This window comes from Labrys miyagiensis, assembly GCF_030160835.1.
In the GTDB taxonomy this organism is placed as follows: Bacteria; Pseudomonadota; Alphaproteobacteria; order Rhizobiales; family Labraceae; genus Labrys; species Labrys miyagiensis.
In genome coordinates this window covers 161,724-183,706 of record NZ_BSPC01000054.1, presented here as the reverse complement: position 1 = coordinate 183,706, position 21,983 = coordinate 161,724, and the positions used below count along the sequence as shown (strand labels likewise).

The 21,983-nt window shown below is 62.9% G+C and carries 21 protein-coding genes and 1 pseudogene; 6 read left to right on the top strand and 16 right to left on the bottom strand.

The features are described 5' to 3' along the window. Positions 1-10: 10 nt before the first annotated feature. Both QQL24_RS24255 and QQL24_RS24250 read right to left on the bottom strand, forming a co-directional pair. Complete coding sequence (locus QQL24_RS24255) at positions 11-1,648, bottom strand: methyl-accepting chemotaxis protein (RefSeq protein ID WP_284314864.1); 1,638 nt, start codon at positions 1,646-1,648, stop codon at positions 11-13. 369 nt (positions 1,649-2,017) lie between these two features. Beyond that, entirely contained in the window at positions 2,018-3,067 is a 1,050-nt protein-coding gene (locus QQL24_RS24250; RefSeq protein WP_284314863.1) for an ABC transporter ATP-binding protein, read from the bottom strand. Between the two features lie 207 nt (positions 3,068-3,274). Here QQL24_RS24250 and QQL24_RS24245 point away from each other — a divergent pair, with 207 nt between their 5' ends. Both QQL24_RS24245 and QQL24_RS24240 read left to right on the top strand, forming a co-directional pair. After that, a complete protein-coding gene (locus tag QQL24_RS24245) occupies positions 3,275-3,541 on the top strand; it encodes a hypothetical protein (protein ID WP_284314862.1) in 267 nt (88 codons plus the stop codon). A gap of 39 nt (positions 3,542-3,580) precedes the next feature. Beyond that, positions 3,581-3,742, top strand: a pseudogene (locus QQL24_RS24240) (DUF3775 domain-containing protein); the annotation flags it as partial. Between the two features lie 136 nt (positions 3,743-3,878). Here QQL24_RS24240 and QQL24_RS24235 read toward each other — a convergent pair. From QQL24_RS24235 to QQL24_RS24195, 9 genes are all read right to left on the bottom strand, one after another. Continuing rightward, positions 3,879-4,373, bottom strand: coding sequence for a hypothetical protein (locus tag QQL24_RS24235; protein ID WP_284314861.1), 495 nt, complete (start codon positions 4,371-4,373; stop codon positions 3,879-3,881). Between the two features lie 516 nt (positions 4,374-4,889). Next, positions 4,890-5,837, bottom strand: a complete 948-nt coding sequence (locus QQL24_RS24230; RefSeq protein WP_284314860.1) for an ABC transporter permease — start codon at positions 5,835-5,837, stop codon at positions 4,890-4,892. 2 nt (positions 5,838-5,839) lie between these two features. Further along, a complete protein-coding gene (locus QQL24_RS24225; protein ID WP_284314972.1) occupies positions 5,840-6,811 on the bottom strand; it encodes an ABC transporter permease in 972 nt (323 codons plus the stop codon). A 7-nt stretch (positions 6,812-6,818) separates the two neighbouring features. Next, positions 6,819-8,288, bottom strand: coding sequence for a sugar ABC transporter ATP-binding protein (locus QQL24_RS24220; protein WP_284314859.1), 1,470 nt, complete (start codon positions 8,286-8,288; stop codon positions 6,819-6,821). Between the two features lie 150 nt (positions 8,289-8,438). Beyond that, positions 8,439-9,452, bottom strand: coding sequence for a substrate-binding domain-containing protein (locus QQL24_RS24215; protein WP_284314858.1), 1,014 nt, complete (start codon positions 9,450-9,452; stop codon positions 8,439-8,441). A gap of 126 nt (positions 9,453-9,578) precedes the next feature. Next, on the bottom strand, positions 9,579-10,457 hold the full coding sequence (locus tag QQL24_RS24210) for an SMP-30/gluconolactonase/LRE family protein (RefSeq protein WP_284314857.1): 879 nt from the start codon (positions 10,455-10,457) through the stop codon (positions 9,579-9,581). 5 nt (positions 10,458-10,462) lie between these two features. Next, entirely contained in the window at positions 10,463-10,654 is a 192-nt protein-coding gene (locus QQL24_RS24205) for a tautomerase family protein (RefSeq protein ID WP_284314856.1), read from the bottom strand. Between the two features lie 333 nt (positions 10,655-10,987). Next, positions 10,988-11,725 (bottom strand): response regulator transcription factor, encoded by a 738-nt coding sequence (locus QQL24_RS24200; RefSeq protein ID WP_284314971.1) that lies wholly within the window; start codon positions 11,723-11,725, stop codon positions 10,988-10,990. Between the two features lie 14 nt (positions 11,726-11,739). Further along, positions 11,740-13,008, bottom strand: coding sequence for a GAF domain-containing sensor histidine kinase (locus tag QQL24_RS24195; RefSeq protein ID WP_284314855.1), 1,269 nt, complete (start codon positions 13,006-13,008; stop codon positions 11,740-11,742). A 518-nt stretch (positions 13,009-13,526) separates the two neighbouring features. Here QQL24_RS24195 and QQL24_RS24190 point away from each other — a divergent pair. Next, complete coding sequence (locus tag QQL24_RS24190; protein ID WP_284314854.1) at positions 13,527-15,128, top strand: phosphoenolpyruvate carboxykinase; 1,602 nt, start codon at positions 13,527-13,529, stop codon at positions 15,126-15,128. Positions 15,129-15,299: 171 nt separating this feature from the next. Here the strand turns inward: QQL24_RS24190 and QQL24_RS24185 are convergent, their stop codons facing one another. Further along, positions 15,300-16,277, bottom strand: coding sequence for an SDR family NAD(P)-dependent oxidoreductase (locus tag QQL24_RS24185; RefSeq protein ID WP_284314853.1), 978 nt, complete (start codon positions 16,275-16,277; stop codon positions 15,300-15,302). Between the two features lie 324 nt (positions 16,278-16,601). Next, the gene (gene soxR / locus QQL24_RS24180) at positions 16,602-17,036 is read right to left on the bottom strand and encodes a redox-sensitive transcriptional activator SoxR (RefSeq protein WP_284314852.1); all 435 of its coding nucleotides are present in this window, start codon (positions 17,034-17,036) and stop codon (positions 16,602-16,604) included. An 88-nt stretch (positions 17,037-17,124) separates the two neighbouring features. Here soxR and QQL24_RS24175 point away from each other — a divergent pair, with 88 nt between their 5' ends. The 3 genes from QQL24_RS24175 (at position 17,125) to QQL24_RS24165 (ending at position 19,486) form a co-directional block, all read left to right on the top strand. Continuing rightward, positions 17,125-17,841, top strand: coding sequence for an SDR family NAD(P)-dependent oxidoreductase (locus QQL24_RS24175; RefSeq protein ID WP_284314851.1), 717 nt, complete (start codon positions 17,125-17,127; stop codon positions 17,839-17,841). Continuing rightward, on the top strand, positions 17,838-18,857 hold the full coding sequence (locus tag QQL24_RS24170) for an S-adenosylmethionine:tRNA ribosyltransferase-isomerase (RefSeq protein WP_284314850.1): 1,020 nt from the start codon (positions 17,838-17,840) through the stop codon (positions 18,855-18,857). Before QQL24_RS24175 ends, QQL24_RS24170 begins: the two co-directional genes overlap by 4 nt. A gap of 248 nt (positions 18,858-19,105) precedes the next feature. Beyond that, a complete protein-coding gene (locus QQL24_RS24165) occupies positions 19,106-19,486 on the top strand; it encodes a cupin domain-containing protein (RefSeq protein WP_284314970.1) in 381 nt (126 codons plus the stop codon). A 144-nt stretch (positions 19,487-19,630) separates the two neighbouring features. On the opposite strand, the gene QQL24_RS24160 is transcribed toward QQL24_RS24165, so the two are convergent. The 3 genes from QQL24_RS24160 to QQL24_RS24150 all read right to left on the bottom strand — a co-directional run bounded on the left by QQL24_RS24160 (position 19,631) and on the right by QQL24_RS24150 (position 21,668). Beyond that, the gene (locus tag QQL24_RS24160; protein WP_284314849.1) at positions 19,631-20,083 is read right to left on the bottom strand and encodes a baeRF12 domain-containing protein; all 453 of its coding nucleotides are present in this window, start codon (positions 20,081-20,083) and stop codon (positions 19,631-19,633) included. A gap of 281 nt (positions 20,084-20,364) precedes the next feature. After that, positions 20,365-20,625, bottom strand: coding sequence for a hypothetical protein (locus QQL24_RS24155; RefSeq protein WP_284314848.1), 261 nt, complete (start codon positions 20,623-20,625; stop codon positions 20,365-20,367). A gap of 296 nt (positions 20,626-20,921) precedes the next feature. Beyond that, entirely contained in the window at positions 20,922-21,668 is a 747-nt protein-coding gene (locus tag QQL24_RS24150) for a COG4705 family protein (RefSeq protein WP_284314847.1), read from the bottom strand. Positions 21,669-21,983 lie beyond the last annotated feature (315 nt).

Genomic DNA, 21,983 nt, shown 5'->3' with positions numbered 1-21,983 from the left:
CGATACCCGGTCATGCCCTCAGCTTGAACCGGGAAATACTTGTGCGCAGCCCGCTTGAGACCTGGTTCAATTCATCGATCGCGATGGTCGATTGCTGGAGGGACTCGACGGTTTGTTGGGCTGCCTCGCTCAATTGCACCAGAGCTTCGCTGATCTGGACGGCACCGGCCGCCTGGGCTTGCATACCCTCATTGGCCACCTCGAACCGCGGAACCAGCCCTTGGACCTGGTCGATGATTTCGGACAGCCGGCCTCCGACCTCCTGAACCTCGGACATGCCGCGGCGGACTTCTTCCGAAAACTTGTCCATGCCCATGACACCGGCGGCAACGGCAGACTGGATATCCTTCACCATCTGCTCGATGTCGTAGGTCGAGCCCGCGGTCTGGTCGGCGAGACGGCGAATTTCGGTGGCGACGACCGCAAAGCCGCGTCCGTACTGCCCGGCCTTTTCAGCCTCGATCGCCGCGTTGAGCGACAGGAGGTTGGTCTGGTCGGCCACCTTCGTGATGGTGGTGACCATCTGGTTGATGTTGCCGGCCTTTTCACTGAGGACGGCAAGCTTGGCGTTGATGGCGGCCGCAGCGTCCACCACATGCCGCATGGTCGCCTCCATGCGCGACAGGCCTGCCTGCCCGCCTCCGGCCAGCGTCGCCGTCTGCTCGGCGACGGCCGACAACTCCTGCATGGAGCGCGCGAGTTCGTTCGAAGTCGCCGAGATCTCCTTGGCCGTCGCGCCGATTTCCGTTGTCGTCGCGGCGATCTCGTGGGCGGTCGCCTGCTGCTCCTTCGATGTCGCGGCGACTTCGGTGATCGATGTGTTGACCTGGATGCTGGACTTCTGCACCTGGCCGATGAGATTGGTGAGGTCGTCGGCCATGGAATTGAAGCCGGCGCCCAGCGTGCTGAATTCGTCCTGCCGGCCGAGATCAAGGCGCTCGCTGAAATCGCCTTGACGCAGGGTGTCGACGGTTCCAAGCAATCGGCCGAGTGGGGACATCACGGCCCGGAAGAGAAGATATCCGCACAACAGGGAAAGGACAAGCGCGGCAGCAAAGCCGATAGCCAAGCCATAGAGGGCCACGTAGACCGCATCCACGATACGCCGGCTTGAATTGTCGGATTCGCCTCTGTTGTAATTGAACATCGCACCGAGGGCTGTTCCGATATCGGCATAAGGTTCTTTCAGGTGGTCTCGAATATCCGCTTGGACATCCGTTACGACGCCTGACGCACTGGTGGTGAGCCCGCGCTGTAGAACCGCGTCTTCTGCCGGAAACAACTGGTTAGCGATATTCGCCACGGTGTCGTAGTTCTTTTGATCCTGTTCAGTGTCTATTGTGGTCTTGTACTTTGATATCAGCTGACGCAGATTCTCTTGGTTGGTCTTAATCTGATTAGCGACGCGCGCCCGATCCGCCGGGGTATCCTGCAGCGCGAATTCCTCAACGCGGCCAAAGGCCTGTGCCCAAGAGGATTGTAGTTGAGCGCTGTAATAGAGCGCCGGCACCGTGCTGGATTCCAAGGTGTTGGCTTCGTTTTCAATCTGCTGAAGCCAATAATAGATGGCGATAGCCATGATGGAAAGAATCACTAGAATTATTGCAAAGCTTAGCAGAATGCGGTTCTTTATGGTTATATTATTCATTGCCTTGCAGTCTCTCTGGCGTTAAGAGCTGATCGCTGTTTCATATCGTAACGTAAATGCCATATGAGTGGTGTTTCGAAAGTTCACATCGAATCGAAACAGTAACATCGTTGACCGTCATTACTTTCATTTTTATTGAAGAATTCAATAGCAATGGTTGCCTGTTCCGCCAAGCCGCGAGTGGTTGAAGGGAGAATTCCCACTCGGTGCAGTTCTCTGGAGCCTGCCCACATGCATCGCGGGTGACCAGGTTGAAGCGGCCAGAACGCTCTACAGCTCCGAAGATGGGAAATTCGAGGTGGGCGTGTGGGAGTGCACGCCGGGCTGCCTTACGGCTGATCTTGCACGGCATGTCCGGCAAGACACCACTCAACCCTCCGGCTTTGAAGCTGAGCGAGATGTCTCAAGCGCCCCTTCTTCCGCGCCGACGGTGCGCATCGCGCTCGCAACCAGATGATAGCGCGCCTGGATGACGCGATAGTCGCGGTACCAATTCACGAGGTCGCCCCACGGGTCGTTGATCTTGGCAAGCCCGGAGACGAAAGCGACCACGGTGCCGATTTCTGTCTGTCCGTTGACGACGAGATAGCCGCCAATACCCAGGATGACCGCCGTTCCCAGGGCGCTCAGCCAGTTCATCGCGAAGTTGAGCGCGAATTTGAGCTTGTAGATGCTCATGTTCAGACGAAAGACCTGGTCGACACGCCGGGATTGGGAATGGTTGGTGCTCTCGTCGCGCCTGACGGTATCGACGAGCATCACGCTGATCTTGCGCAACACCCAGATGCGAGCCCCGACCCGCCGGTTTATGGCGCCCTGCATCCACGGCACCAGGAAACATTGCGGCAGGAAAACCAGAATGCCGACGAGAGCCATGAGAGGCTGGAGGTATATGAGATAACCGAAGACGGAAATAAGCACGCCGGACTGGAGAATGGGGTCGGAGAAGCTCGACCCGACGAAGCCTCCGATCGGATCGACCTCCGCGACGACCATGGCGATCTCGACCCCGCCTGCCTTGCCGGAGGGTAGCGCCGAGTCGGGCTGCTGGGCGACGAGCGAGATCTCGTTGCGAAGCCATCGCACGGCGGATTCCCCGGCCCAGTTGCGATAGAGATTGAGACCGATCTTGAGGAGGCCCTGCACCAAAGCGCGAACGGCAAACAAGATCGCCAGCATCAGCACGATCTTGAAGTCGCCGCCCTTGACCGCGGAATTGACAAGGCGTCGTTGCACTTCGAGCGGGACCGTGTCCGCGATGAACAACAGGACCGCCAGCAGCCCGATCCAGATCTGATGTTTGCCGGAGACCCGGATGACAAAGCCGAACAAGCTTGGCGGCATCTGGGAATCCGGCGTCGTACGCGGGATCTCGTGCGGACTCACTTCTGCTCCATTCCGCCCGGAGATCAAGGTCATGAATTGTCCAAGCAACGCGTTGCGACCTGATGGTTGACGCGAGTTCAACGCCGACAAGGCGGAGGTGTTCCGTACGCGGTCGAGGTTTCCACCGGCGGCGGAACTTCGATACCTCGTCATAGTTATCACGTCGAAAGAGACGCGGTCGGAAATGGACATTCGACGCCAATCCAGACGCGAATGAGCCGTCAACGAAAGATCCTTCCCATGAAGAGAGAAGATTTTCTTCGTATCGCCGGCCTCTTCGAGGAACTGGATGAGCTTGAACTAACCCTCAAGGAAATACGCCAGACACCGGAATTTCGGTTGATCTACACGACGAAGTCCAATCGGCCGACGGAGCGCGCCGTGAGGCCCCAAATTACGGCCCTGCTGGTATCGGGCCTGGAAAATATCCTCACAGCGGAGATTGCCCGCGTCAGATCGGTCCTCAAGGACTATGGCGTGGAGTTGGCCGAGGAAGCCGCTGCCTAGTGCGTCTTACCTTCAGATCGAACCACCAATTTCGGCGCCGACGAATGGTCGGATGCTCGTTCCCTGGCTGCCGCGCGGGATGCTTTCAATCCTCACCTCGGAAACTATCTGGTGGGCACGCCAAACCTTCCCGACCTGCTTGACGAGGGATTGGCGGCAATCGGGCTCGGCTTCGAGGACGACGAGGAGGGCCGTGCCTGAGGAAGCGTCGGAGAATAAGTGCTCCTTTTCACGCAATTCCTGATCCATACGCCACAGTGCGTAAGTCCGATTCCGGCTTGTCACAAAAGCGCGCGGCCATGTGCATCGATGGACAGAAGAGCCGGGGTGGAACTCATCACCCAGCCGGGTCTTCGTAGATGCCGATGATAAGGAGCCATGCGCCCGAAATGAGGAAGGCGAACAAGACAATGGTTGCAACACCTGCGATGTAAAGTCCTGCGCTATATCCGAGAATAAGTAAAATTGCGCCTACAACCTCAGCAAGGTAACACATTGTGCCACCCGCGAGCCGCGGCGCGTTCAACCCAATGGAACTCATCCCTGCTCTGATAGCTATAGTATAACCTCTTATAAATATGACTGTTGCGATGATCCAGAGGAAAAGCCATTCAAAGCCGAGTGCTATAAGATATTGCTTTCCCAAAAGCGCAAGGCTGCATGCCATGAAAATCGCGCTGAAGCCCGATAGCATATTAATTGCCCGGTTCTTATGTGTGGTGTTTCGGATAATACTTTCGGGATTGATCGACATCGCGACAAAAATCAACCCTGCAAGCGCCGCCGCGCCGCTGCCCACCATGACAAAAAAGTTATCCCATTGATCCAACATAAGATATTCCTCAGTTCCAATTCAATGAGACGCTGCTGATTTCGATGCTCTCGGCGTGAATCTGAAAGAGAATATTCATTCGATTGCTGGAGCGCGCCGATTGTGGACACGATTACGGTCAATATTGAGAAGCAATATCTTTCGCAGAACTCCCAATCTTTCCGGCACCCCTACTTATGCGAACGAGTTTCCCGACAGGTCTGCTATCGTCTCACATAATGTGAGCGAATGGCGATGGTTGCGAGTGCGTCGCAGATAATTCGAGCAAAATTTCAGCTGATGTAAGCGCAGATCTGCCAGCACTCTCAATCAATTTTGGCTTTAGGCAATCTTCATTGTTCAAAGCTACCCGGGAGACGCCGTGTCTTGCAGTTCGGCTGCGGTTTGCGTGCGGGACTGGTAGCCAAGCGATACGATGATATCGTTGTTGTTCTTGGGGTTAGCCGGAAGGGCTTGCCACATCCTCTCCAAGGATAGCTGCCCGATGGCTCGGATTTCCAGCTACCGTGATCGGGGTTACCTCTGCGCCTTCTGCCCGCCTGCCGCCGTGATCACGCCCACGATGATCGCTCCCGTCAGGACCAGGCGCACGCCGGCGCTCACGCCGAAGGTGTTGAGCATGGTGAGCAGCAGCACCAGGAAGAGGGCGGCGCCCCAGATGCCGGGGATGTTGGCCTTGCCGCCGGCCACCGAGGTGCCACCGATCACCACCACGGCCAGCGAGGACAGGAGATATTCATTGCCGAGGTCGACATTGGCGCCGCGGAAATAGCCGGCGAGCAGGGCGCCGTCGATGCCGCCCAGCGCCCCCGAGAGCGTGTAGGTGAGGAAGCGGATGCGCCCGACTTTCACCCCTGCCAGCCAGGCCGCGCGCATGTTCTGCCCGATCGCCAGCACGGAGCGGCCATAGATCATGCGCTGGAGCACGATGGCGGCGAGGATCGTGAACAGGATCACGACAATGGCGAGGACGGGAACGCCGAGGACCTGCAGGTTGGTGAAGTCGGCAAAGCCCGGCGGCGGCTTGATCTGCAGGCCGCGGCCATAGCTGATGTCGACGGACTGGATGATGAAGCTCGCCGACAGGGTGGCGATGATCGGCGGAATGCGCAGGGCCCAGATTAGCAGGTAATTGCACATGCCGATCGCCATGCCGCAGGCCAGCGCCGCGAGCAGGCCCACGGCGACCATGGAGTCGCTGCCGTCCATCACCTTCATGGCGACGGCGCTGGCGAGGCCGATATTGGCCGGCAGCGAGAGGTCGACATTGCCGGGGCCTAGCGTGATGACGAACATCTGGCCGACGCCGACGATCACCGTGAATTCGGCCAGCGCCAGGGCGGCGGTAACCATGCCGCCTGCACCGTAGCCGCCGGTGAAGGCAATCGTCGCCAGGAACACGGCGAGGGCGCCGACGAAGGACCACAGCCAGGGCTTTTCCGTGAGAAGCTTCAGGGACCCCACGATCACCCCTCCCTGCGGCTGATCAGCGCCCGGGCGGCGAGCACGATGATGAGGATGGCGCCATTGGCGGCAACCTGCCAGTCCGGCGGAATGCGCATGAAGGTGAGCAGCGGCGAGGCGGCGAGCGCCAAGGTCAACGCACCGATCACCGCGCCGATCGGCGAGACGCGGCCGCCCACGAACTCACCCCCGCCGAGGATGACGCCGGCCACCGCCAGCAGCGTGTAGCCATTGCCGATATTGGCGTCCGCCGAGGTGGTGATGCCGATCAGCGCCATGCCGGAGAGCACGCCGAACAGGCCTGTCAGGGCGAACAGGCACATCTTGATCTTGAGGAGGGACCAGCCGGCCTTCGCGATGGCTGCCGGATTGCCACCCGAGCCGCGCAGGATCACGCCATAGGAGGTGCGCATCAGGCCAAAATGCACGATCACCGCAATCAGCACGGCTGCGAGGATCGGGAAGGGCACGAAGGGCGGCTTGAAGCCGACGAGGGCAAGAAGCCAGTCGGGCGCCTTGCCGCCGGGCTTGGGCAGGACGAGGATGGCGAGCCCTTGCCACACGAAGCTCATGCCGAGCGTCACCACGATCGAGGGCAGGTTGCGCAGATGGATCAGCGCGCCCAGCGCGGCGTAGACAAGGATGCCGCCGATCAGAACGGCGACGCCGAGCAGGGGCTCGTCGCGCAGCCAGGTCGCGGTGACGCAGGCGACGAAGCCGACAAAGGTGCCGATGGACAGGTCGAGCTCGTTGCTGGCGATCACGAACATCTGCGCGATGGTGGCGAGCGCGATGGGGATCGCCAGGTTCAACATCAGGTTGAAACCGAAATAGCTGATGGCGCGCGGATTGAGCCAGGCGATGGCGATGAGCACGAGAGCGAGCGACAGCGCCGGCAGCAGCGTGCGCAGCAGTCGCGCCCGCGCCATGCGCCTTGCGGCCGCACTTCCTGGATTGGCGTGAACGGCAGGCATCGTCATCTCAGCCTGCCTCGCTGAAGGAGGAGTGGATGATCCGCTCTTCCGTCAATTCGGAACGCGCCAGGTTGGCGACGATGCGGCCATTGTGGAAGACATAGACGTGGTCGCAATTGTCGAGCTCGTCGGTTTCGGTGGTGTACCACAGGAAGGTGCGGCCCTTTTGCGCCTCCTCCCGCACGAGGTCGTAGACCTCGAGCTTGGTGCCGATATCGACGCCGCGCATCGGGTCGTCCATCAGCACGATTTTCGCGTCCGAGCCGAGGGCGCGGGCGAACAGCGCCTTCTGCTGGTTGCCGCCGGACAGCGAGAGGATGTTGTTGGTCATGTCGGGCGTGCGGATCTTGATCTTCTTCTGCCAGTCCTGCGCAAGGTCGGCCTCGCGGCGCGGCGAGATCAGGAGGCCGCTGCGCAGCCGGTTCAGCGAGCGGATGCCGATATTGGCGGCGATCGACCATTGCGGGAAAATGCCGTCCGACTGGCGGTCGCCGGCCACCAGGGCGACCGGCGCGGTCACGCTGATGCCGGGCCGGCGGCGCTCGGCGGCACGATAGATGGCCAGGAGTAGATCGGTCTGGCCATGGCCGGCGAGCCCGGCAAGTCCGATGATCTCGCCCTCGCGGGCGACCAGTTCCTCGCCATCGGTCTGGCGTTCCGGGCGGGCCCTCACCCGTTCGAGGCTCGTCGTCCGCACGATGGCAGCCGCGGCGGCGGCCTTCTGGCGCGGCTCGACGGAGCCCATCGCCGCCACCAGCCTGATACGATTGAAGGATTTCGCCGCGTCGGTAACCACCACCTTGCCGTCGCGCATCACCACGATGCGGTCGGTATTCCCCAGCACCTCGCCGAGGATGTGGGAGATCAGGATGCAGCTCTTGCCACCAGTGACGAAACGCCGGACGAAGGCAAGCAACTGGCCGGCGGTCTGGGCATCGAGCGAGGAGGTCGGCTCGTCGAGGATGACGAGGTCGAGCGGCTCGTCAGTGACGGTGAAGGCGCGCGCGATCTCCACCATCTGCCGCCGGCCGATGGAGAGATCGCTTACGATGTCGGAAGCCGAGATATCGTGGCCGGGAAAGATCTCGTCGAGCTTGGCGGAGATCAGGGTCGCCGCCCGGTGCCGCCAGCCGAAACCCCGAAGCGCGGCGTGGCTGACGCGGGTGTTCTCCGCCACCGAAAGGTTGGGGCAGAGCGAGAGTTCCTGGAACACGCAGCGTATGCCACGCTGCTGGGCCCGCAGGATGGAATAGGAGTCCTCCACCGTATCGCCGACGGTGATGCGCCCGCCGCTCAGCGAGAGCGTGCCGGCAATCATGTGCATCAGCGTCGACTTGCCGGCGCCGTTATGGCCGACAAGCCCGATGCATTCGCCCTCGGCGACGGCGAAATCGACCCCGTCGAGGGCGCGGACGGCGCCGAAATGCTTCTCGACGCCGTCCAGCCTGATGATGGTTCTGCTTACCTCGGCCGGCACGCTCGCTCCTTGCTCACTATAGCGTTTTGCGATTTGACGGAATCGGCAAGAATCGCAAAGACGCGTCGAAACAAAGAGTTAGAGCAAAAATGCGTTTAAGCATAAACGCGTTTTGCTCTAGTGGTCGATACTGCACCGAGGACCGCAGTCTCACTTGATGTTCGCCTTGATGGCGGCCTGGGCTTCGTCCTGGGTGTATTCGTGGCTGGCGACGCCGCCCTTCTCGATGGTGGGCAGGGCCGCCTCGAAATTCTCCTGGGTGAAGGCGAGATAGGGCACGAGCAGATCGTGCGGGATATCCTTGCGCCCGTCCAGCACCTGCTGGGCCACCCAGAAGGCAAGGCTCGACACACCCGGCGCGATGGAGGCGGACCAGGTGGTGTAGCCATCCTTGTCCTTCTGCTCCTTCCACCATTGCAATTCATCCTGGCGGTTGCCCATGATGATGGTCGGGCGGGGCTTGCCGGCGGCGGCAATGGCCTGGGCCGCACCATAGCCGTCACCGCCCTGGTCCACCACGCCGATGATGTCGGGCAGCGAGGGCAGCACGGTCGCCACCGCCTTCTGTGCCGTGGTCTGGTCCCAGTCGCCGGTCACCGAACTGACGATCTTGAACTGCGGATTGGCGGCGACACCCTCGAGGATGCCGGCATGGATGGCATCGTCGATCGAAGTGCCGGCGAGGCCGCGGATCTCCAGGAGGTTGCCGCCCTTGGGTTGGAACTTGGCCATCTGGGCGACTTCGGCATTACCCATGGCCTTGAAGTCGACGACCACGCGATAGGCGCAGGGCTCGGTAACGATGCCGTCGAAGGACACCACCACGATGCCGGCGTCGCAGGCCTGCTTGATGGCGCCGTTGAGCGCATCCGGGGAGGCGGCATTGATGACGATGGCGTCATAGCCCTGCAGGATCAGGTTCTGGATCTGCGCGGCCTGGGTCGGCACTTCCTTGTCGGCCGTGGTGAAGACATCGGCCGCGGCGACGACCTTGTCGGCAACCGCCTTCTGGGTGACGGCGCCATAGCTCTTGAGCATGGCCTGGCGCCAGGAATTGCCGGCATAGTTGTTGGAGAAGGCGATCTTCTTGCCGCTGGTGTCGGCAAGGGTCGTGGTGGCGACGAGAACGCTCGCGAGCGCGCTCAGGACAAGTAGCTTCTTCATTTCGACATCCTCCCGTTTTTGATCGTCATGCCGGCGTGGCTGCCGGCAGCTTCAGTTGTGGCGCTGGAGCGCCGTTCGCCGCCGGTTCGGCCGGAGGTCATTTGGAGCTGGGCCGACCCTGTCGGCTCAGAACAGTCTCAGTCCCGGCACGCGCACCCGCAAGCGGTGCAAGGTGCTGGATGCGGTAATGAACAGGCTGCGAAAGTCATCGTCGCCGAAGGTGAAGTTGGCGCAGGGTTCCGGCGTCGCGATCACGCCCACTATACCACCGGACGGGTCGAAGACATGAATGCCGCCGGGCCCGCAGCAATAGAGATTGCCGCAGCTGTCGATCTTCATGCCATCGGGCGCCCCCGGCCCATCGCCTTTCGTCTCCGCCCAGACGGCCCCGCCGCCAAGATGACCGCTGGCCTCGACGCTGAACACTCTGATGTGCCCGCGCGCGGTATCGTTGACGAAGAGCCGGGAGCCATCCAACGAGAAACACAGGCCGTTGGGCTGGGCGAAATCGTCCGCCAGCAAAGTGAGGCCGGCGGCGTCGAGCCGGTAGACGCCCTGGAAGGCGAGTTCCTGCGGCCGCGGGACGCCGAAATAGCTGCGCCGGCCATAGATGGGGTCGGTGAAATAGATCGCGCCGTCGGCGGCCACCACGATGTCGTTCGGGCTGTTGAGCGCCTTCTCGCCATAGTGGGTGACGAGAACCTCGCTGCTGCCGTCAGGCCTCGTCCGCGTGACGCGGCTGGTGGCGTGCTCGCAGGAGAGCAGCCGCCCCTGGCGGTCCAGCGTGTTGCCGTTCGCCATGTTGCTAGGATCGCGGAAGATCTCCACCACGCCGGCCGGGCTCCTGCTATACATCCGGCTGTTGGGGATGTCGCTGAACACCAGCCACTTCTCATAAGGGTGCCAGACCGGGCCTTCGAGGAAGCCGAAGCCGGTCGCCAATGTCTCCAGGCTCGCATCGCCGACAATGTCGGCAAAGCCTGTCGGGCGGGTTTGCACGGCCATGGTCTTCAGTTTTCGGACTTGGCCACAGTCTTGCCGCCGACATACCAGTCGGGCGCGGCCACATCCTCGAACACCACCCAGATCGCCTCCTTCGGCAACCCGGTCTCCTCGCTGATCGCATCGGTAACGCGGCGCGCGATCTCGTCCTTGCGCTTCTGAGGATGGCCCTTGAGGATCTGGATGTTGACGAAAGGCATTGGCGTCTCCCCGAACTTCTTGATTGTTGAAGTCGAGGCTAGGCGCGCCGGGGCCGTGTCGATACGAGGCAAGCGACAAGATCGACTGTGCGTTTGCACAGTCGGTGTTGCGTATTCATGCAGAGGCCAGCTGATGTCGGCGATCTTATCCGTAGACGCGCCGGTGCAGAATGAGGCTGTCATCCCCGGCGGGCTGAAGGCCCGGGAAGGGGATCCAGGGGCCAAAAGTTCCGCGCCTGTAGGCCCCTGGATTCCCTTCCCCTCGCACTCTCTCGCTACGCTCGCGAGAAGCTCGGCCGGGAATGACAAGCCAAACCTCAAGGCCTTTGGTTATCAGGAATCATCGCCGAGATCCCCCGCCTGGTGTAGCCAGTCATCGAAGCGCTTCTGTTCGCGCTTAAGGGCATCGACATTGATCAGGCCGCGGGCCAGGGCCAGATAGATTGCCCGCGTGCGCGAATTGAAGACCGAGGTCCCGTCGCCTGGAACCGTGGCGAGGCCGAGCTTGTCGTAGAGATGCTGGATGCGGCTCTGGGCGCCGCGCGTCGACAGGCCCCGGCGATGCGCGATGGCCTTGTCGGTGAGGCCGAGCGCGATGTCGATCAGGCTTTCATATTCGGTGTCCGTGATGCCCTCCAGCCGGTCATGGACGCGGTGCTGGATGCCGCGCACCTCGCGGTCGATGATGCAATGCCCCTCGCGGAAGACGCCGCGAAGCGCCGAACGCATGCCTTCCTCGGAGGCCGATTTCAGGACATAGCCGTAGACCGAGCCGGGCGGCACGATGCGCGCCACGCCGCGGACATAGGCCTCATCAGCGAAATTGGACCAGAACAGGATGTGGGTGTCGGCGCGGCGGCTCCAGATCGTGCGGGCCACCTCGATGCCCGTCGCTTTGGGCAATTGCAGGTCGAGCACCACGCAGGGTGGTTCGCGCTTCAGCGCAAGATCGATGGCGCCGTCGCCATCGGCAGCCTCGATCACCTCGACCTCGCCGGGCCAGAGCTGCTCCACGATGCCGCGGGCGAAGCTGCGATGCAATCCGTCATCCTCGGCGATCATCACCAGCATCGCATCGTTCTCCGTCATTGCCCGGCCTCGGCCGACTCAACCCGCGGCGGTGCCGCTTCATCGTCGCCGGCCTTGCGGTCGATGGCAATCTCCACCCGTGTGCCGCCCTTGCGACTGGCGCGCCCGATCTCCAGGCGCGCGCCGATGAGGGCGGCACGGGTGCGCATATGGCCGACGCCGCCGGAAGCGACGGCGGCAGGCGGATCGCAGCCCCGGCCGTCGTCGATCACCGCAACCACGAGTTCGGCCGACGTCGAGCCGATATGGACCTCGATGCGGCCGGCGTCGGCATGGCGAACGGCATTGTTGATCGCTTCCTGGGCGATCCGGTAGAGGGCGGTGCGCGTGGTCTCCGGCAGGTCGTCGGCGCTACCGTCGCTGCTATCCACAATGCCGACGGCGATCGGCGGTTTGGCGCGGCTGACGCTGCGGTTGAGGTGGGCCTCGACGGCGTCGCGAAAGCCGAAGAGTTCGAGCACGCTCGGGCGCATGTCGTCGACGATGTGGCGCAGTTCCGTGAGGCAGCTGACGACCTCCGCTTCCAGGTCCGCCAGTTGCCCCGCCCGCGCCACGCCCTGGCTGCGGAGTGCGGAGATCTGGCGGGCAACACGGGCAAGATCGGCAAGCGTCTGGTCGTGCAGGTCCATCGCCATACGGCGGCGCTCACGCTCCATGCCCTCCGTCAGCCTGGAGGCGCCGACGCGCAGGAGCTCTTCCCGGTTGCGAGCCTCAGCCTCCGCCAGGACGGCCCGCTGCGCCTCGTTTGCCTGCAGCAGGGCGAAGATGTAGGGCGCGATGAAGTCGGCACATTGCTGGGCGACGTCGACATCCTCGAGGCAATAGCAGTCCCGGTCGTGCCGGCTGATATTCAGGGCGCCGACGATCTCGCCCCGCGCCCTGAGCGGCACCACGATGCGGCTGCGCAATTCGGCGGAGTAGATCGGCCCGTCGAGGGCCCCGTCGAAATGGAAGCGCGGATCGGCGACGGCGTCGGCGGCGAGAAGGTAGGGCATATCGCCCCACAGCACCGCGCGGACGGGACTGCGACTGGTGGGCAGCGGCTGCTCGGCGAGGCTGCTCCAGCTCGTGTGATAGCCCGCCTCATAGCAGGCATGGCTGGCGCCTTCCTGCAGGAGCACGGCGACGTCCATATGGTCGTGCGGGATCAGCTTGCCGATCTCGACGGCGGTGGCGCGGAAGGCCTCGCCCGGGTTGGTGTGCCCGGCAAGGGCGCGCGAGATCGCCAGCAGCCGGTCGACCAGAATCGGAGAAACGCTTGCCATGGCTGACCTGTCATCTCCCTGCCGACGGCTGGACGCGACGCTTCTGCGCCGGCTCCCCAATCCGCCATCAAAGCGGTTCCGCCTCTCGCTCGCAAGGGGAGGCGATGGCGTCCCAGGGCAATCACTCGGGGTTAGCGAAACGCCAGAGATGATGGGGTGTAGTACAGCCTCATTCGTCATTGCGAGTGCAGCGAAGCAATCCAGTGGCAACGGACACTGCCCTTCGACCCCTGGATTGCTTCGCTGCGCTCGCAATGACGGCGAGGAAAGCGCCAAACTAACCTGAAGCGATTGCCCACTATGGCAGGAAAAGGGTGCCGGCATCGCCGGGAGGGCGAATGGACGCTAAAGCGTTTTGCGATTTGGCGGAATCGGCAAGAATCGCAAAGACGCGTCGAAACAAAGAGTTAGAGCAATGCAGCGTTTACGCTTAAACGCGCTTTGCTCCAGGATTGGAATATGCATGATGGTCCATCATGACGGGAAGGAGTCCCGACACACAGTGCAAGGAGAAGACGATGACGTTCAAGATCATCGAAGGCGGTAATCCCGCCACGCCGGAGCCGATTCAGTTCAACAATCTGGCCGCCGTCTTCGCTAATCTCGACGAAGCCGCGCTGGTCGAAAAAATCATCCGCCGAAACGAAGGTTTGCTCTCCCCCAATGGTGCTGTTGTCGTCGACACGGGAAGCCACACCGGCCGCTCGCCGAAGGACAAGTTCGTGGTGCGCGAGGACGCCACGGAGGAGAAGGTCTGGTGGGACAACAACAACGCCATCACCCGGCAGGCCTTCGACAAGCTGCTCGACGACATGCTCTGGCACGCCACCGGCAAGGAACTCTATGTCCAGGATCTTCGCGGCGGCGCCGACCCGGCCCATGGCATCAATGTCCGCGTCTACACCGAATATGCCTGGCACAGCCTCTTCATCCGCAATCTCCTGATCCGTCCGCCCGCCGCCGACCTCGTCGGCTTCTGGCCTGACCTCACCATCATCGACCTGCCGAGCTTCAAGGCCGATCCCGCCAAATACGGCATCCGTTCGGAGACGGTGATCGCCTGCGATCTCACCAACGGCATCATCCTGATCGGTGGCACCGCCTATGCCGGCGAGATGAAGAAATCGGTCTTCACTTATCTCAACTACACCCTGCCCGAGGCGGGCGTGATGCCGATGCATTGCTCCGCCAATATTGGCGCGGATGGCGATGTCGCTGTGTTCTTCGGCCTGTCGGGCACCGGCAAGACCACGCTCTCTGCCTCGTCCGATCGCGCCTTGATCGGAGACGACGAGCATGGCTGGGGCCCCGACGGCGTCTTCAATTTCGAGGGCGGCTGCTACGCCAAGACCATCAAGCTCGATCCCGCCGCCGAGCCGCAGATTTATGCAGCCACGCAGCGCTTCGGCACCATCCTCGAAAACGTCGCCATGCATCCGGTGACGCGCCGGATCGACTTCGATGGCGCGGCCTGGACCGAGAACACCCGCGCCGCCTACCCGCTGCACTTCATCGAGAACGCCTCGCCGACAGGGCGCGGCGGCCAGCCGAAGACCATCGTGATGCTGACGGCCGACGCCTTCGGCGTGATGCCGCCGATCGCCAAGCTCTCGCCCGACCAGGCGATCTATCACTTCCTATCAGGCTTCACGGCCAAGGTCGCCGGAACGGAGCGGGGCGTCACCGAGCCCCAGCCGACCTTCTCGACCTGTTTCGGCGCCCCGTTCATCCCGCGCCATCCGGCCGAATATGCCAAGCTCCTGCGCGAACTCATCCTCGAGCACGAGGTGACTTGCTGGCTGGTGAACACCGGCTGGACGGGCGGTGCCTATGGAACCGGACGGCGCATGCCGATCCAGTGGACGCGTACCTTGCTGTCCGCGGCGCTCGATGGAACTCTGGCAGGCGGTGGCTTCCGCACCGATCGCCATTTCGGCTTCAAGGTACCCACGGCGGTCACCGGCGTGCCGACGCATGTGCTCGACCCGTTCAAGACCTGGGCCGACAAGGCTGCCTATGAGGCGCAGGCCAAGAGGCTGGTCGGCCTCTTCGCCGAGAACTTCCGCAAGTTCGAGCCTCACGTCGACAAGGATGTCAAGGCCGTGATGCTGACGAGCTGAGATATCGCACGGGTAAGCGATACCTGGTGGAGAGAGGCGTGGATTTTGGCATGCCCGGGCTTGTCCCGGGCATCCAGTTGCGACTTTGGCCAGGGGTGGCGTTCCTGGATTGCCGGGGCGAACCCGTGAGCCCGCCGGGGGGCGGCGCCCGATGCTGCAGGCCTTTACGGTTCAGAAGCGTTCGCCCACCATCGCCTCACTCTTTGCCCACAGGGCATCGGCATGAGCGACGTCGAGAGCATAGCCGCGCACGCCTTCGCTGATCGCGCTGATCACCGCGTCATCCGGGACGATCCGGCCGACATGGCAATTCTCGCAGTAGCGGCCGCCGATCTCTTCCGCGGGAGCGACCGCGCCAGCCCAGACCGACGTCGCCGCTCCCTGCGGAATCGTCTTGAACTGGAAAGGAGGCTTGCCTTCGGCGGCGAGTTGCTGGGTAAGCTGATCGACCATCGCCTGGAGCTGGCTTGGATCCATATGGCGAGCGAGTTCGGTGTGGATGCCGCCGGGATGCACCGCTGCCGCGCGTACGCCACGCCCGCGATGACGCTGGTCGAAAGCGACGGCGAACAGGATATTGGCGGTCTTCGAACGGCCATAGGCGACGAAGGGTTCGTAGGCGGTTCGTTCGAAATTCGGATCGTCCAGATCGACATCGGAAAAGCGATGGCCGGATGAGGCAAGATTGACGAGCCGTGCGCCATCGTGCAGCAAGGGCGCGATGCGGTTGACGAGCACGAAATGGCCGAGGTGGTTGGTTCCGAACTGCGTTTCGAAACCATCCGCCGTGTGTCCGAACGGGGTCGCCATCACCCCGGCATTGGCAATCACGAGGTCGAAGGGCTTGCCCTGCGCGGTGAGGCTGTCGGCGCAGGCGCGCACGCTTGCCAGACTCGCAAGGTCGAGCGCGATCAGCTCAAGGGCGCCGCCGCTTTGTTGCGCTTGCTCTTGAGCCAGCCGGGTGGCGGCCTGTGCCTTCGCAAGGTCGCGCGCGGCGCCGACCACGTGCGCGCCATGGGCGGCAAGGACGCGGGCTGTCTCCACGCCCAGACCCGCCGATACCCCCGTCACCAGAATGCGTTTGCCTGAGAGATCCACGCCCGCCAACACATCGTCGGTGGTGGAGGTTGCGTTGAAAGCCTGTGTCATGATGTCCTCTTGGTCCAGATACGCGCCATTGTTGCGTGCTGGCATAGACGTTATACGGAGGGATGCTCCGTTTCGGTCATATACGGAGGATGCCTCCGTTTAACAAGGGCAGGGATCTGAATAAGCGCCAAGCGTCCCCGTCGTCATCCGTATTGTCCGCTCGCCCACAGACACGATGCGGTCGACCTTCAGCGTGTTCTGGTTCGCCGGCGTGCTGGAACTCGTCGGCGGTGTGAGGCGGTGCGACGCTAAGACAAAGAGTTGGAGCGGGATTGCGATTCAACGAACCCGCCATCCCGCTCCGGCTGGAGTCCAGATCATTGCCTACCCCACCCAATTGCGCGGGCCCGGCCCCCGGCGGCCGGCCTCGTCGGCGGGGTTGGCCAGGTGGCAGCGGTCGATCGACAGGCAGCCGCAGCCGATGCATTCGCTGAGACCGGCCCGTAGGCGCTGCAGCTCGGCGATGCGCTGGTCGATGCGCTTCGTCCATTCGCCCGAGAGTTTCTGCCAATCCTCGCGTGAGGGCACGCGATGTTCGGGCAGCTTGGCGAGTTCCGCGCCGATCTCCTCGAGCGACAGCCCGATCTTCTGGGCGAAGACGATGAAGGCGATGCGCCTGAGCGTCGAGCGCGGATAGCGCCGGTGCCCGGAGCCCGCCCGTTCCGAGGTGATGAGGCCGCGCTCCTCGTAGAAGCGCAGGGCCGAGGACGCGACGCCACTGCGGCGCGCGATTTCGCTGATGGGGAGCACGGTATCCATCGGCGAATAAGAGCATGATCGGCTCTTGACTTCAAGTTCACTTGAACTTCTATGACAATACCTTCGTTGAACGAAGGAACATCGAATCATGCCCATTCAGACCCCTCTGCGAGGACTGCGCGTGGCCGTCACCGGCGGCACGTCGGGCCTTGGGCTGGCGCTGGTGCGAAACCTCGCAGCCCAGGGCGCGCACGTGGCCTTCATCGCCCGGACGCCGGGCGCAGTGGAACGTATCGCCAGCGAGACAAGCGCCCATGGCATCGTCGGCGATATTGCCAGCAAGGAGGACATCCATCCCATCAGCCTGCAGATTCTCGGCCTGCTCGGTGGGCTCGACGTCCTCATCAACAATGCTTCGAGCCTCGGCCCCGTGCCGCTCGCCTTGCTGGCAGACACCCAATGCGAGGAGCTCGAACAGGCGCTGGCGGCCAATCTCGTCGGGCCCTTCCGGCTGACCAAGGCTCTCTTCGGCGCTCTCGCGGCCTCGGCGCGCGAGGGGCGCGGCGCGGTGGTGGTCAACATCTCCAGCGACGCCGCCGTCACCGCCTATGCCGGCTGGGGCGCCTATGGTGCCAGCAAGGCGGCGCTGCGCCATCTCACTGGGATCTGGGCCGAGGAGGCGAGGGGAGAGGGCGTGGCCTTCCTCTCGCTCGACCCCGGCGACATGGATACGCCGCTGCATGCACTGGCGGTGCCTGAGGCCGATCCCGCCACGCTGAAACACCCGGAGGATGCGGCAGCCGAGATCATCACAGCCATCCGCTCTGCCCTCGATGCCGACACCGCGGCGGAGGTGCAGCGATGATCGTTGCCGACAGCCCGGATCCGGGTGGCGCCAGGCTGCTCGCCGCCGATGCCGGAGGCCGTATCCGCCATTTGCCGCGCCAGGCGCTCGGCCTCCTGTTCCGGCCCGATGATCTCGTCATCGCCAATGACGCCGCGACGCTGCCCGCCAGCCTGCAGGGCCGGCACGAGGCGAGCGGAGCGCCCGTCGAGATCCGGCTCGCCGCCTGGCTGTCGCCGGATGATCCGCTGCGCTTCGTCGCCGTGGCCTTCGGCGGGGGCGATCATCGCATCCGCACGGAGGATCGGCCGTTGCCGCCGCCGCTCGTCACTGGAGATCGTCTCACGCTGGGGCCGCTCACCGCTGTTGTCGAGGGGCTGCTCGACCATCCGCGGCTATTGGCGCTGCGTTTCGAGGGGGATTGCGAAGGCCTGTTCGCCGGCCTCGCCCGCCACGGCCTGCCGATCCAGTATGCCCATGTGCCTGAGACGCTCGCTTTGTGGGATGTCTGGACGGTCATCGCCGCCGAGCCCTTCGCCTTCGAGGCTCCGTCGGCCGGCTTCGCGCTCGATTGGCGCACGATCGACACCTGGCGGACGCTTGGTGTCCGCTTTGCCACCCTCACCCATGCGGCGGGGATCTCCTCCACCGGCGACCCCCTGCTCGACCGGCGCTTCCCGCTGGACGAACGCTATCGCATTCCCGCCGCCACCGCGGCCGCGGTGGCCCGCACGCAGGACACGGGTGGCCGCATCATCGCCGTCGGCACCAGCGTGGTGCGGGCCTTGGAGGCGGCGGCGGTCGGCATCGGCCATATCAGCGCCGGGCCAGGCGTGGCGCGCGGGCGTATCGGGCCGGACACGCCGCTCCGCATCGTCGATGCGATCGTCACCGGCGTGCATCAGCCGGGGGAGAGCCATTTCGAGCTGCTGCGAGCCTTTGCCGATGATGTCCTGCTCCACCGTCTCTCCCTGATGGCCGAGGCCTGGAACTACCGCACGCATGAATTCGGCGATTCCATGCTGATCGAACGCTAGAGCAAAGCGCGTTCAAGCGTGAACGCTTCTTTGCTCTCACTCTTTGTTTCGACGCGTCTTTGCGATTCTTGCCGATTCCGTCAAATCGCAAAACGCTTTAGCACGCCGTCAGTCACAGATCGGTCACGCGGGAGGCGCTAACTGCAGCGGAGCTATGAGGGGAATGAGCCTATCGGCCATCCCCTGTCGGAGATTTCCCTATGACCGAGAAGCCAGCCAGATCGAACCCGGATCCCGTTTGCACCGTGATGCACAGCCAGGCAGCCTTCGTGGGCAAGCAGGGCTTTTCCTATGCGCCGGCCATCTCCGCCGAGACAGTGGGCGCCAGGGCCATCCACCTGCAGATCGTCACCATCCCGCCCGGCGCCCGCGCCAAGGCGCACAAGCACGAGGCCCATGAGACGGCGATCTATGTGCTGGAGGGCGAATCCGGCATGCATTATGGCGAGAAGCTCGAACACCACCTTATCGCCCGCGCCGGTGAGTTCCTCTACATTCCCGCCAATATGCCGCATCTGCCCTATAATCTCAGCGACACCGAGCCCTGCCGCGCCGTGATCGCGCGCACCGATCCCAACGAGCAGGAAAGCGTGGTGCTGCTGCCGGAGCTCGACCGCGTGCAAGCCTGATTGCCGGGGTGCGCGGACATCTTGTCCGCCGCTGGGAAACCGGGCGCTTGGTGGATGGGCACACCGATACGAACGCCTTGCTGGTCGGATAGGAAGATGCAGGCAATATGCCTGCGCACCCGGGAACCGGTCGCGCCTCCTGTGCTACAGCGCCGAGAGGATCTTCTCGATCTCCGCCACGGGATGGGAGGTCAGCTCCTTTGGCACCTCGGCCGAGATGCAGGCGGTGACTTCCTTGTGGAAGGCCTTACGCATCTCGCCCAGCACCTTGGGCGGCGCCACCACGACCAGCTTCTCGCGACGGCCGGCATGGATGCGGCGATAGAGCGTGTCGGCGATCTCGACGGCGAAACGCTCTTCGGCAAGGCGATGCCAGTCTGTCCCCTCTATGGCACCGTTGCGGGCGGTGCCCACGCCGGTCACGGCGCGGCCGGGCTGGTCGGTGCCCTGTTCGGAGGTCGATGGATTGTCCTGCTCGAACACATCCTCCACCTCGAAGCGCAGGCGGGCGGGAGCTCCCTTGTTGCGGAGGAACAGGGCCTTCCGGCCATCGCCGATGAGAACAAGAGCGCCGTGGGGAATCATGCTGTCGATCATGTCGCTATACCATCACCTGTGGGGGCCGGGTTCGGCGGTGGCAGGTTTGGATGGGATGGACAGTCCGGGATGTCCGGACAGCACGGCCATGGGCGTGCCACGCAGGCGAACCTCTCACTGAAAACTTGTGCCCTCGGGTAAAGTTCCTGCCTGGTGCCGGCTATCCGGAACACAGCCGGAATGAATGCCCCGACATTTGACGTTTTGTCAGCGGCCGAACGACAAGATAAGGCAGCACCCGTCTCCATGATCGGGTGCTGCTTCTGTTCGGGGGATGGGCCTTATTGCATCGGGATGCCGGCCTTCTTCAGGCCCGTCTCGATGGCCTTGTGGCAGGCGGCGTCATCGTCCTTTTTGAGGGCGGCGACCGACCGCGTCTTGGCTTCCTCGAGCGCGGCTTTCGCGGCAGTAGACAGATTGGGCGTCTGCAAAGCTTTTTCGAGCTGGTTCATGTCGCTTTCGCAATCGGCCCGGGCGATGGTGGTGGCGGCAAGGCAGGCGAAGGCACTCGCCAGCGCGATCCTGATGGCGTGGTTCAGCATGAGACATTCCTGTGTTGATCGATGCCGGGAAGAAGCGCCAAGGCGCGCGGCTGACGTGGCATCGGGCGTCAACCGTATCGAAGCCCGCGAGGTCTGGAGCAAAGCGCGTCTAAGCGTAGACGCTGCTTTGCTCTAACTCTTTGTTTCGACGCGTCTTTGCGATTCTTCCCGATGCTATCAAATCGCAAAACGCTTTAGAGAAAAATGCATTCAGGCAGGAGCGGATTCCCAGATTGACGCGTTGGCACCAGATGCGTTCTGCGGTTCTTGGTGTTTCGATCTGAAGGCAAAACGCTCTACGCCTGGTTCAGCGGAATCTCGTCTGGTTTGCGGATCGCCAGATAGGAGACGGCAAACAGGATAACAGCGAGGAACACGAGGCTGGTCGTTACCGTACCCCAGCCGAGCCCGCCGGCGAGGACCGGCTTGGCGAGGAGGTCGCCCAGGGAAGCACCCAGGGGCCGCGTCAGGATATAGGCGAGCCAGAACGACAGGATGGCATTCATCCCGATGCCATAGCGCAGGAAGGCAACCACGCCGATCATCGCGGCGAACACCATCAGCGCCTGATCATAGCCAAGGTCCATGCTTTCGGCCAGGAGATCGCCGACCGACGTTCCCATCGCGAAGGTGAAGAGGATGGCGGCCCAGTAGAAGAGCTCGCGGCGGCGCGTCACGATGGAGTGGATGGAGAGCGTGCGCTCGCTGGAATACCAGGCAGCGAATACGCCGGCGAGGATGAAGCCAAAAGCCATCGAGGTGGTGACCAGGCTGATGCCCATGCCGTCCACCAGATTGTCGGAGATCAGCGTGCCGACGATGCTGATGAGCACCACTGTTGTCCAGTAGAGAGGCGCTGTGTAGCGCGGCGCCCTGAGCTGGAAGAACAGGGCAATCACGAATGCGACACTCATCACCCAGGAGGTGAGGGTGAGGCCGAGATCGAGCCGTATCGAGAGCAGGTCTGCGGCGGTCTCGCCCACAGTGGTGGATAATATCTTGATCGCCCAGAAGATCAGCGTGACCTCTGGAACCTTGTTCAAGGATAACGAGACAGCATCATTTCCTGCGGAACTCATCTTGGCCTCAATCGGGGTTCGGCACAACGGAAAGACATCGATCTTCAGGGAAGTATCGAGTGCATTCGTGCAGTGAATGTTGGTGAGCGTAGCGACCGAGACTTAGACGTGACTTAGGGAGGTAGATGTTCGAGTGGGGCGTATCCGGCAGGCGCCGCCGAGGCGCCCTTTGGGAAGCCCCTTTCCCGGCACCCCCGGACGAGAGCAGCACTGCTAAAACGAATGCTCCGACATTTGACGTTTTGTCAGCGGCGATGGATAATCCCACGCCTGCAGTGG